Consider the following 12,202-nt stretch of genomic DNA (forward strand, 5'->3'; position numbering starts at 1 on the left):
GAATTTTAGTCGTTTTATGAAAAGATAAATGTTTTTTTATTTTGTAAATGGATCTTGCTTTTAGTGTGATAATAGTAATACAATCATTGCAATGATTGCAGGCATGGCTTGGGTAAAAAATATTTTTTTGCTGGCACTTATCGCTCCATAAATACCAGCAATAATTACACAGCTTAAAAAAAACGTAGCAATGTTTTTTTGCCAAATAAGATCAGTGATGCAAAAACTCCAAATCAATCCCGCTGCTAAGAAACCATTGTATAATCCTTGATTAGCTGCTAATCCTTTGGTTGGCGTGAATAATTCAGCAGGCAAAGTTTTAAATGTTTTCTTGCCGATGGTTTCCCAAGCAAACATTTCAAAATACATAATGTAAAGATGTTCTATAGCCACAATGCCAATAAGAATTTTTGAAAAGATTTCCATAGGTTTTATTTTTATGTGATACGATTAATTGCTTTTTCCCCATCGCTAGTGCAAGCGTCCCGCTTGTGCCCACAATTTAATTCATATCAATACTTAAAATAGTATGATCATCATTGCCATAATTTCTGGCACTACTGTATTTCCAATCTATTGGGTCGGTAACAAAACCTGTTTCAACAGGATTTTGATGAATGTAATTCAGTTTTTGTTCGAATACTTTTAAAGACCAAATTTCAATAGGTTGGTTGTGTTGTTGCCAAAATTGGTAATTAACATTATTTGAGTTTTTTATTCCGGCTCGTGCAAACATCCACAACATCCATTCTTTTCTGCTTTCTTGTGGGTTGTCTTCTATCAGTTGGAGTATTTTTTTTGATGTAAATCCTTTAAAATCCCGAATTAATCCTGAAGGGTCGTTCAAAGCCGAACGAAAAATTAGATGAATATGACTAGGCATTATACAATAGCCATAAAGTTCCATTCCTTTATTCTTTCTGCAAAAATCCAAGGATTCAATGATGCAACTAAAATAGATATCTCTAGTAAAAACATCTATCCAGTTTACGGTAGCAAACGAAATAAAATAAGCTCCCGATTTTTCACCAAACTTGTATTTTCTGCTCATGCTCTTTAATCAAGTATTTATAAAAATAAAAGCGTTTTTATTGGATTTTCTTTGCGGGCACAAGCGGGACGCTTGCGCGAGCTGGTAGTAATTTTTATTATTTTGGGTTTTCCATCGGATGAAATGCCGCAACTCTTCCATTACTCAAAATATGTAATGAATAATGATTTCCATTGAAATATAAAGTTCTATTGTCAAAAATTCGAAACTCTTGACCATTTTTTAGTTTTTCGTCTATTTGGGGTTTTAGCTTTTCTATGGCGATTTTTAGTATCCTTTTAATGTCTTTTTGATTGTATTGAAATTTAGTTTTGTTTTCAAAATGGCCTTCTATTGCTAATTCATCACAATGACGTAAATAGATATGTAGATAACTTTTGTAATCCCAATATATAGGAACAGTCATTCCGTAATACTCAAGACTTTCAGGTTCAAATTGAACAATGGATTTTTGTAACTCTTCGTAGATTTGAGGATATTCTTGTTCAAATACTTTTAATCTTTTATTTGTAGATCTTCTAATTTCGGACTTTATCGCTTCTGTTCTTTCGGCTCTCCTTTGTTTCAACAACTCACTAAATTCAAAAATTTCTTCTCCAGATATGTCAGTAGCATATAGTTTAGCTTCGAGTTCGTAAAATCTAATCAATTGTTTTTTTTGTCCATCTTGAAAAGCGTGTTTTTGTATAATATCTAGTTGTTCAGAATTAGGCTGTAAGTATAAAGAAAGACCACAGAATTTTGCCCATTCCTCTTCGATAAGAATATCTCCATTTTCTATTCTTCTACTGTAAAGCCAAAGGTATGCTCTATTTGGGTCAAAGTCTGTCGGGTCAAAATTTACGTTTATTGTATTTGGTATTTCTTTTTGTCCAGGTTGGTTATATGATTTAACATTGGGTAGATTTAAAGACAAAATCTCGTATATATCTCCGGACTTAAATCCGTTTTCAATCAAATCTTTTTTTTGTTCAGCACTTAATTTGTCATCATTTGAACAATCAATTTTCACCATTCCATTAGTTCTTGGTACATTCCCTTCTGCAATCACTTTTTCTAATTCTTCTCGTTCTCTTCTATGATAAGTTATTATGCCACCAATATTTCTGCCAAATTTTGCTGCTGATTCTGTAAACTTTTGAAAATCAATCGTTATATACTTATTGTCGTACTGACCATACATCGCATAAATTTCTTCAACAGAAAACTGAAATTTTTCTGAAAGTTGTTTGTCTATGTCGGCTTTGAATTTTTTCAATTCAGATTCATAAAATTCTATTTGAGATTTTAAGAAATCTCGTTTTTGTGTGTCTTCTAGTGATAATTCCGCAAGCTCTCTTTTTGCTTCGATTACACGATTTTCTACCATATCGTTTAATAGATATAATGAACCGTCATTTATTTTGTTTTCTCCGAACATGATGGATGGTTTAAAATTACTACCAACTCATAAAATATACGCAATTGTTATTGCGTAATTTTGATTTCTCAAATATATTAAAAATATTCTTACTTAATTCTTATAAAATCAAATTTTCTTACAAATAGCAATGGTTTTATTTTACAACAATCTCATGTTTGTCAAGCAATCCTTTTACACCTTCGAGAGCGAAAATCGCTTTTTTGAGTTTGGTTTTGGCAGGGTCGATAGTGTAGTTGCGGCTGGTGCTGAAATCAACTTTAGAAGCGTTTGCTTTTTCAAATTCGGCGCGGTACAAATCGCAGTTGTAGAATTGTGCAGCGGTTAAATCTGTTGCCATGAAATCAACGGCAATCAAACTGGAATTGTTGAAACTAATGCCTTTGAGTTTTAGGGCGTAGAATTTGGAAAAATCAAGAGTGCAGTGGTCAAAGTGCATTTCAAAAATGAGTTTGTCGCTCATGGCAAAATTCACTTCCTGAATTTGGCAATTATTGAAATAGACCGTTCTAAAAGCCGTGTGGTTGATTTTGGACTGATTAAAAATACAGTGGTGGAATTGACAATCGATAAATGTAACCCCTATCATATTGCAATCGGAAAAAACGCAATTGGTAAAAGTACAGTATTCAAATTCCTTGAGGTTGAGGCTTTCCTGACCGTAGCGGATGTTGTGGTAATGTTGGTCAAAGAAATACTCGGTCATTTTTTACGGTTGTGAGTTGTGAGAGGTGAAGTTAGTAGCAGAATGCGTGTTTTTAAAATTTGCCTTCTGCTACTGTCTTCTATAATCTATGTGCTGAATACTAAAAACTGAACACAGAACACTGAAAACTACTCATCTTCTTTCTGTCCCATCATCATCAGATAGGCTTTTAGGAATTCGTCGATTTCGCCGTTCATCACGCTGTCTACATTGCTGGTTTCGTAACCGGTGCGAACGTCTTTGACTAATTTATAAGGCTGCATCACGTAATTGCGTATTTGCGAACCCCATTCGATTTTCATTTTTCCGGCTTCAATATCAGCACGTTGTGCCTGTTTCTTTTTCAGTTCGATTTCGTACAATTGCGAACGTAGCATTTGCATGGCACGCTGTCTGTTGTCCTGTTGCGAACGGGTTTCTGAACATTGAATCTGAATTCCGGTAGGCTTGTGGTACAACTGCACTTTGGTTTCAACCTTGTTTACGTTTTGTCCTCCGGCTCCACTGGAACGGGAAGTCGTGATTTCGATATCGGCAGGGTTAATGTCAATTTCGATACTGTCATCAACTAATGGATAAACATAAACAGAGGCAAAAGACGTATGACGTTTGGCATTGCTGTCAAAAGGAGAAATACGTACCAAACGATGGACACCGTTTTCGCCTTTGAGATAACCAAAAGAATAATCGCCTTCAAATTCCAAAGTCACTGTTTTAATTCCGGCCACATCGCCTTCCTGATAATTCAGTTCTTTGATTTTGAAACCGTATTTTTCGCCCCACATCATGTACATACGCATCAGCATCGAGGCCCAGTCACAACTTTCGGTTCCGCCGGCTCCGGCTGTAATTTGCAAAACAGCACTTAAACTGTCTCCTTCATCCGAAAGCATGTTTTTGAATTCAATAGCTTCAATATGTTTTTCGGTAATGGCATATTGTTCGTCCAGTTCTTCGGCAGAGAGTTCGCCTTCTTTGTAAAAGTCGTAGGCTAGTTGTAATTCTTCGGTCAAAGCCACCGCTTTGTCGTAGTCTTCAATCCACTTTTTTTTGTTTCGGAGATTCTTTACAATAAGTTCGGCTTCTTTGGCGTTGTTCCAAAAATCCGGAGCAAAGGTTTTCTCTTCTTCGTTGGCAATTTCGATAAGTTTGGCATCAACGTCAAAGATACCTCCTCAACGCACCAAGGCGTTCTACAATACCTTTAATTTGTTCGGTAGTTGTCATAAATTATGTAATTTTGTCGCACAAAAATAGAAAAAAAATTCACGTAGGGACTACAACAGGAGTCTGTTTAAAAAAATATAAGAATGCAAATAAATTTAGTCAGTGATACGGTTACCAAACCGTCCTACGAAATGTTACAATATATGTTCAATGCTGAGGTGGGGGATGATGTATATAAGGAAGACCCCACAGTGAATGAACTCGAAGACCGGGTGGCGGCTGTTTTCGGAATGGAAGCCGGTTTGTTTTTCCCTTCGGGAACAATGGCTAATCAAACCGCGATTAAATTACATACTCAGCCCGGTGATCAGTTAATTGCCGATAAATATGCTCATGTTTATCATTTTGAAGCCGGTGGTGTTTCTTTTAATAGTGGTGTAAGTTGTTGTTTATTGGATGGAAACCGAGGCATGATTTCGGCTAATCAGATTGCTTCAGCTATTAATAATCCTGATTTTTTTCATAGTCCGCTGACTTCTTTGGTTTGTTTGGAAAATACGACCAATATTGGCGGTGGAGCCTGTTATGAAATGGAGGAATTGGGAAAAATTAAAAAAGTTTGCGAAGCGAATAATTTGAAATTGCATTTGGACGGAGCTAGAATTTGGAATGCTTTGGTTGCCAAAAGACAGAACCCTAAAGACTTCGGACGCATTTTTGATACCATTTCGGTTTGTTTTTCCAAAGGTTTGGGAGCGCCGGTTGGTTCTGTTTTATTAGGGGATAAGCAAACTATAAAGCGTGCTTTGCGTGTTCGAAAAGTCTTAGGTGGAGCCATGCGTCAATCAGGTTATTTGGCAGCAGGAGCGCTATATGCTTTGGAAAACAATATCAAATTATTGACAGAAGATCACAGGCGTGCTAAAGAGTTAGCCAATGTGTTGAAGAAAAAATCCTGGGTAGCTTCAGTAGAACCCGTTGAAACGAATATTTTGATTTTCACACTTGCTCCTGAATATTCCGAAGAAGCATTTGTTGAAAAATTAAAACAGAAAAATATTTCTATCAGTGTAATCGGTAATCGAAAATTACGCATCGTAACGCACTTGGATTACCGAGAAGTGATGCATACTTATGTGATTGAGATTTTGTCGAAGATGTAGATTTGAGCTGGGAGATGGAAGTTAGAAGTTGGAAGAAATTATCACTCAAAGTAAAACTTCCATCTTCTAACTCCCCACTTCCCGCTTTTTTATTTAAAAAGATTATCCATTCCCGGAATCATAGGCATATCCATTTTTGCCACGGCATCCAGTTCGGCTTCGTTTATTTTAGTAGCTTTTTCAATGGCTTTGTTCAGTACTAAAATCATATAATCTTCCAGTTGTTCTTTATCTTCCAATAATTCGTCAGCAATGGAGATGGATTTTATGGTTCTGTTGGCAGTAATGGTTACTTTCAATAGACCATCAGTGCTTTGTTCGTCAACAAGAACGGTATCCATACGTTTTTTAGTAGCTTCAATTTTGTTTTGGGTTTCTTTTAGTTTACCCATCATTCCCATTAAATCCATTTTTACTTTTTTTAAAATTAGTTGACGAAATTACTATTTTTACGGGGATAACAATGTTAAAATTGATGAAAAAGCTGCTAGTATTCGAAATGGTTTCGCCTATTTTTGTCACAGCTTTTAGAAAAATCTGAAGAATTACTACATGATAGAAAAATTACAACCGCCTGTTGCTAAAATAATCCCTACCGAATTAGAAAAGTTTGGAGATCTTCGAATTGATAATTATTATTGGTTAAACGACCGCGAAAATCCGGAAGTGATTGATTATCTGAATCAGGAAAATGAATATTATCAAAAAATGACGGCTCATACGCAGGAATTTCAAAAGGAATTGTATGAGGAAATGAAAGCGAGGATTAAGGAGGATGACGAGTCTGTTCCGTATTTATATAATGGCTATTATTATATCACCCGCTATGAAACGGGGAAAAATTACCCAATTTATTCCCGAAAAAAAGAAAGTCTTTTAGCTCCTGAAGAAATTTTGTTTGATTGTAATGAGTTGGCTGAAGGTCAGGCTTATTTTAAATTGGGAAGTATGAGTATCAGTCCGGATAATAAGCTGGCTATTTTTAGCACGGATATTATCGGAAGACGGATTTATACTATCCAGGTAAAGAATTTGGAAACCAATGAGATTTTGGAAGACAAAATTGAAAAAGTAACCGGTTCGGCGGTTTGGGCTAATGATAATAAAACGATTTTTTATTCGAAACAGGATGAACAAACCTTACGTTCGGATTCTATTTTCAAGCATAAATTAGGAACTCCTCAGGAAGCCGATGAATTGGTTTATTTTGAAAAAGATGACACTTTTAATGTGGATATTTCTAAGTCAAAATCCCGAAAGTATCTGGCTATTGAATCGGGAAGTACATTGACTTCTGAATTTCGTATTTTAAATGCGGATACTCCGGATGGAAAATTTAAGATTTTTCAGAAGCGAAAAAGAGGAGTAGAGTACAGCCTTAATCATTATGATGATAGTTTTTATATTTTAACCAATAAAGATGGGGCGGATAATTTTAAGTTGATGAAAACACCTGAAAATGCTACTTCGGCTGAAAATTGGGTGGAAATTATCGGACATCGTGAAGATGTTTTATTAGAAGATATCGAAATATTTGCTAATTATCTGGTGTTAGAAGAGCGTACCGGAGGATTGAATAAAATCCGAATTAGATCCTGGGACGGAAAAGAAGAGTATTATTTGCCTTTTGGCAGCGAAACTTATACGGCTTTTACTTCGACTAATGTGGATTTTGAAACTGAAATTTTGCGTTACAGTTATCAGTCGTTAGCAACGCCTTCTTCGATAATTGATTTCAATATGCGTACGAAAGAAAAGGAAATCAAGAAGGAACAGGAAGTTTTAGGAGGTACATTTGATAAAAATAATTACAAAGAAGAACGACTTTGGGCGGCAGCCAAAGACGGAACCAAAGTTCCGATTTCGATGGTTTATCGTAAAGAAGTGGAGAAAAATGGTCAAAATCCATTGTTGTTGTATGCTTATGGTTCGTACGGACATTCGATGGATGCTTATTTTTCTTCAACACGTTTGTCGTTATTAGACAGAGGTTTTATTTATGCCATCGCTCATATTCGCGGAGGTGAAGATTTAGGAAGGCATTGGTATGAGGATGGAAAATTATTGCACAAGAAAAATACCTTCACTGATTTTATTGATTGTTCCAAATTTTTAATTGAGCGCAACTATACCTCGCCGGAACATTTGTATGCCGAAGGAGGTTCTGCAGGTGGATTGTTGATGGGAGTAATTATTAATGAAGCCCCGGAATTGTATAATGGGGTGATTGCTCAGGTGCCTTTTGTGGATGTAATGACGACAATGTTGGATGAAAGTATTCCTTTGACAACGGGAGAATACGATGAATGGGGAAATCCAAATGTTAAAAAATATTATCAATACATGCGATCGTATTCGCCTTACGATAATATCAAAAAGCAGCAGTATCCAAATATGTATGTTTCAACAGGTTTGCATGATTCTCAGGTACAGTATTGGGAGCCGGCCAAATGGGTTGCGAAGTTAAGAACGTATAAAAATGATGCTACTGTTTTGTATTTAGATACGAACATGGATGCCGGACATGGCGGGGCTTCGGGAAGGTTTGAAGCACTGAAGGAATTAGCAAAAGAATTTAGTTTTTTACTAGATTTAGAAAAAATTAAAAAGTAATTAGTTTTTTTTTGTTAAATTTGCGGCGTATCCAGGTTAAATAAAACTTAATCTTGATTAACTATTTTTTTATGAAAGAAGAAATAAATGCTTATAATAATGTTTTAGAACTGATAGGAAATACCCCTCTTATCAAGATAAACAAAGTCACTGAAAATATAGAAGGTAATTTCTATGCTAAGGTAGAGGCGTTTAATCCCGGACATTCCTCAAAAGACAGGATTGCTTTGTACATTATTGAAGAAGCAGAAAAAAAAGGTATATTATCTCCTGGCGATACTATAATTGAAACTACTTCTGGAAATACCGGCTTTAGTTTGGCTATGGTAAGCATCATAAAAGGCTATAATTGCATTTTAGCGGTAAGTTCTAAATCATCAAAAGATAAAATTGATATGCTTCGCAGTATGGGAGCAAAAGTATATGTGTGTCCTGCGCATGTTTCTGCTGATGATGAGCGTTCTTATTACAGTGTAGCAAAAAGATTGCATGAAGAAACAAAAGGATCGGTTTATATTAACCAGTATTTTAATGAATTGAATATCGATGCCCATTACAATACTACCGGACCGGAAATTTGGAAACAAACTAATGGTAAAATCACGCATCTTGTAGCCTGTAGCGGAACAGGAGGTACCATTTCCGGAACAGCTAAATATTTGAAAGAACAAAATCCAAATATTAAAATTTTAGGAGTTGATGCTTTTGGTTCCGTATTGAAAAAATACCACGAAACCAGAGAGTTTGATACCGAAGAAATTTATCCTTACAGAATTGAAGGTTTAGGGAAAAACTTAATCCCATCTGCAACTGATTTTGATGTGATTGACAAATTTATGAAAGTTACTGACGAGGAAAGTGCACATTCTGCCAGAGAAATTACCCGAAAAGAAGGTTTGTTTGTGGGTTATACTTCAGGAGCAGTTTTACAGGCTATTAAGCAATATGCCGAAGATGGGGAGTTTGATGCGAACAGTAATGTAATTGCTATTTTCCCGGATCACGGTTCCCGCTATATGAGTAAAGTTTTTAGTGATGACTGGATGAATGAACAGGGATTCTTTGATAGTATTAATGAAGAAGACGTTCAGAAAATTGAATTGATTAAATAAAATTTCAATTTCAGATTATAAATAAAAACTCCGAAGTGATTCGGAGTTTTTTTATGCAATTTATTGAGGATTTTAACCGGTTTTTGATTATCCGGCAATTTTGTTTTTGTATTCTTTAGGAGTGTTTCCTGTGTTTTTCTTGAATAATTTATTAAAGTTAGAAACCGTTTTGTAGCCACAATTATATGCTATTTCCGAGATGCTCATATCGGTTTCGATAAGTTGTTTGCAGGCGTTTGAAATGCGTATTTCGTTCAGATATTCAATAAAATTTTTTTTGGTTTTTGATTTAAACATTCGGCAAAAAGAAGTAGGGGTGAGGTTGGCAATTTGCGCCACTTCGTCTAATGAAATTTCTTTTTTGTAGTTTTCTTTGATGTATTGGTAAACGTCGGTCAGGCGGTCTTTTTTATATGAATCAAGGCTTGTTGTGTAGCTTTCGGTATTGATAAAATTGACATCGCTGGTTTCGGATAAAATTGACAATATTTCAAAAAGCCCCAAAATAACTTCAAAGTTTTGTTTTTCAACTAATTGTTCTAGTTTTTTAGCGATTAGTTTGTTGGTTTTTCCTGTAATGGCTAATCCTTTTTTGGCATTTTCAAAAAGACTGTTAATTTTTTTTGCCTCTTTTAATTCGTAAAATGCGGTGCCAAAAATATCTTTGTTGAAATAAACAACAATTGCTTTTGCTTTTAATTTGTTGATATTCTGATAGTAAATTTCATCATTCAGCCAAACATGCGGAATGTCTGAACCCAGAAAAACCATGTCTCCTGATTCGAAATTAGTAACAGAATTACCAATAATTCGTTTTCCAAAACTTTCTTTTACATACACCAGTTCCAGTTCCGGGTGGGAATGAAAAGGAGCCTGAAAGAAAGGTTCTTCCCGGAAGAGTACAGAAATGGGACTATTGAGATAAGGCGATATTTTCGTTTTTTCAAGTTTCATAGGTGGCCAAAGATAAATAATAATTAGATAAGGATAAAATTGAATTACTTTGTGTTTGGCTTGAGTAGTATTTTTATTTTCTTTATTTATGACAATTTGTTAAGAATCAATTAGTTGGTTTTTAGTGTTTTAGTTTATTTTGGTTTGAAAAAAATTAAAACAATATTATCTCTTGAATACGAGTTGTTTATTCATAAATTTGTTGTTCTTAAAGATTATAATCATTTTTAATAATTTAATACTACATTAAAATGTTCTCATTAAAAGATAAAAAAGCAATTATCACCGGAGGCGGAAGCGGTATAGGAAAGGCAATTTCAGTTTTATTTGCAAAGCAGGGAGCTGAGGTTCATATTTTAGAATTAACTGCTGAAAGTGCTCAAAGTACTGTTGATGAAATTACGGCTCAGGGCGGAAAAGTGTTTGCTCATGCCTGTAATGTGGCGCAGCATGATGAGGTAGTGGCAACTTTTGAGAAAATAGGAAATATTCATGTTTTGGTTAATAATGCCGGAATAGCACACGTAGGTAAGGTAGATACTACTTCGGAAACTGATTTTGACCGAATTATGGCGGTAAATGTAAAAGGAGTTTACAACTGTTTGTTTGCATCTATTCCACAATTTCGTAAGTCGGGTGGAGGTGCTATCGTAAACCTGGCTTCGATTGCTTCATGGGTTGGAATTCCGGATCGTTTTGCTTATTCAACGGCAAAAGGAGCGGTGATGTCAATGACTTTATCTGTTGCAAAAGATTATATCAACGAGAATATTCGTTGTAATTCGATTTCGCCGGCTCGTGTTCATACGCCTTTTGTAGATGGATTTATAGCTAAAAATTATCCGGGAAATGAGGCTGAAATTTTTGATAAATTATCTAAATCACAGCCAATAGGCAGAATGGGTAAACCGGAAGAAATTGCTACTTTGGCTTTGTTTTTAGCTAGTGATGAAGCCGGATTTATTACCGGTTCTGATTATCCGATTGACGGAGGATTTATAAAATTGAATAATTAAAAAAAGATACTAAGGTTCTAAGTTGCTAAGTTTTTTATACTTAATAACTCCAAACCTTAGCTACATAGTAACTTTAAAAAATAAAAAAAATGAAATTAATACGTTTTGGAGCCGAAGGCAGTGAAAAACCAGGAATTTTAATTGGAGAAAAGAGATACGATGTTTCTTCGGTTGTAGCTGATTATAATGAGTCTTTTTTTGAAAATGACGGATTGGCTAAATTAAAAGCTGCCATTGAGAGTGGAACTTCTTTTCCGGAAGTAGCTGATGATGTTCGTTTAGGTTCTCCTGTTGCCCGACCTTCAAAAATTATTTGTATTGGTTTGAACTATGTCGATCATTGTCATGAAACTAATGCGCCAATCCCAACAGAACCAATTATTTTCTTTAAATCAACCACTTCTTTGTGTGGACCAAATGATAATTTGGTGATTCCAAAGGGAAGTGAAAAAACAGATTGGGAAGTAGAATTGGCTTTTGTAGTAGGTAAAAAAGCAAGTTATGTGGAAGAAGCGGATGCTTTGGATTATGTTGCCGGATATGCTTTGTTAAACGATTACAGTGAAAGAGCGTTCCAAATTGAAATGGGTGGTCAATGGGCTAAAGGGAAAGGATGTGATACATTTGCACCTCTAGGACCTGTTTTAGCTACTCAGGATGAAATTGCTGATGTGAATAATTTAGGAATGTGGCTGACTGTGAATGGTAAAACTTTCCAAAATAGTAATACCTCTAATTTAGTGTTTAAAATTCCTTATTTAGTGCATTATTTAAGTCAGTTTATGACGTTGCTTCCTGGTGATATTATCAGTACGGGAACGCCTCCGGGAGTAGGTTTAGGAATTAAACCGGATCCTATTTATGTAAAAGCAGGTGATGTAATTGAATTAGGTATCGAAGGATTAGGTTCCAGCAAACAATTAGCTGTTGCTTATTCTAAATAGTAATTCATTTTTGATAAAATTAAAAAGGAGTGCAAAAATCGAATGATTTTGCGCTC

At 35.2% G+C, this 12,202-nt stretch carries 12 protein-coding genes; 5 read left to right on the forward strand and 7 right to left on the reverse strand.

The features are described 5' to 3' along the window. Positions 1-60: 60 nt before the first annotated feature. The 5 genes from B6A10_RS12360 to prfB all read right to left on the reverse strand — a co-directional run bounded on the left by B6A10_RS12360 (position 61) and on the right by prfB (position 4,404). On the reverse strand, positions 61-426 hold the full coding sequence (locus B6A10_RS12360; RefSeq protein ID WP_188221117.1) for a DUF1304 domain-containing protein: 366 nt from the start codon (positions 424-426) through the stop codon (positions 61-63). A 76-nt stretch (positions 427-502) separates the two neighbouring features. Next, positions 503-1,051 (reverse strand): REP-associated tyrosine transposase, encoded by a 549-nt coding sequence (locus B6A10_RS12365; protein WP_188221118.1) that lies wholly within the window; start codon positions 1,049-1,051, stop codon positions 503-505. 97 nt (positions 1,052-1,148) lie between these two features. After that, entirely contained in the window at positions 1,149-2,471 is a 1,323-nt protein-coding gene (locus tag B6A10_RS12370; RefSeq protein ID WP_188221119.1) for a hypothetical protein, read from the reverse strand. Positions 2,472-2,607: 136 nt separating this feature from the next. After that, positions 2,608-3,177, reverse strand: a complete 570-nt coding sequence (locus B6A10_RS12375; protein WP_188221120.1) for a pentapeptide repeat-containing protein — start codon at positions 3,175-3,177, stop codon at positions 2,608-2,610. Positions 3,178-3,305: 128 nt separating this feature from the next. Beyond that, positions 3,306-4,404, reverse strand: a protein-coding gene (gene prfB / locus B6A10_RS12380) for a peptide chain release factor 2 (protein ID WP_188221121.1) whose coding sequence is annotated in 2 segments (ribosomal slippage) — positions 3,306-4,340 and positions 4,342-4,404 — 1,098 coding nt in all. Because the reading frame shifts where the segments join, the coding sequence is not laid out codon by codon here. Positions 4,405-4,487: 83 nt separating this feature from the next. Between prfB and B6A10_RS12385 the strand changes: the two genes are divergently transcribed. After that, positions 4,488-5,507, forward strand: coding sequence for a threonine aldolase family protein (locus B6A10_RS12385; RefSeq protein WP_188221122.1), 1,020 nt, complete (start codon positions 4,488-4,490; stop codon positions 5,505-5,507). 89 nt (positions 5,508-5,596) lie between these two features. Here the strand turns inward: B6A10_RS12385 and B6A10_RS12390 are convergent, their stop codons facing one another. Then, complete coding sequence (locus B6A10_RS12390) at positions 5,597-5,917, reverse strand: YbaB/EbfC family nucleoid-associated protein (protein WP_026715109.1); 321 nt, start codon at positions 5,915-5,917, stop codon at positions 5,597-5,599. A 142-nt stretch (positions 5,918-6,059) separates the two neighbouring features. On the opposite strand from B6A10_RS12390, the gene B6A10_RS12395 reads away from it, so the two are divergent. Together B6A10_RS12395 and B6A10_RS12400 are read left to right on the forward strand one after the other, a co-directional pair. Next, a complete protein-coding gene (locus B6A10_RS12395; RefSeq protein WP_188221123.1) occupies positions 6,060-8,120 on the forward strand; it encodes a S9 family peptidase in 2,061 nt (686 codons plus the stop codon). 71 nt (positions 8,121-8,191) lie between these two features. After that, a complete protein-coding gene (locus B6A10_RS12400; protein WP_026715107.1) occupies positions 8,192-9,232 on the forward strand; it encodes a PLP-dependent cysteine synthase family protein in 1,041 nt (346 codons plus the stop codon). Between the two features lie 87 nt (positions 9,233-9,319). On the opposite strand, the gene B6A10_RS12405 is transcribed toward B6A10_RS12400, so the two are convergent. Continuing rightward, positions 9,320-10,186, reverse strand: a complete 867-nt coding sequence (locus B6A10_RS12405) for an AraC family transcriptional regulator (protein ID WP_188221124.1) — start codon at positions 10,184-10,186, stop codon at positions 9,320-9,322. 251 nt (positions 10,187-10,437) lie between these two features. Between B6A10_RS12405 and B6A10_RS12410 the strand changes: the two genes are divergently transcribed. Further along, positions 10,438-11,202, forward strand: coding sequence for an SDR family NAD(P)-dependent oxidoreductase (locus B6A10_RS12410; RefSeq protein WP_026715105.1), 765 nt, complete (start codon positions 10,438-10,440; stop codon positions 11,200-11,202). 89 nt (positions 11,203-11,291) lie between these two features. Then, positions 11,292-12,146: a fumarylacetoacetate hydrolase family protein gene (locus B6A10_RS12415; protein ID WP_188221125.1), complete on the forward strand. Its 855-nt coding sequence runs from the start codon at positions 11,292-11,294 to the stop codon at positions 12,144-12,146. The last annotated feature ends 56 nt before the right edge of the window (positions 12,147-12,202 follow it).

Source organism: Flavobacterium pokkalii (assembly GCF_014596575.1).
GTDB lineage: Bacteria > Bacteroidota > Bacteroidia > Flavobacteriales > Flavobacteriaceae > Flavobacterium > Flavobacterium pokkalii.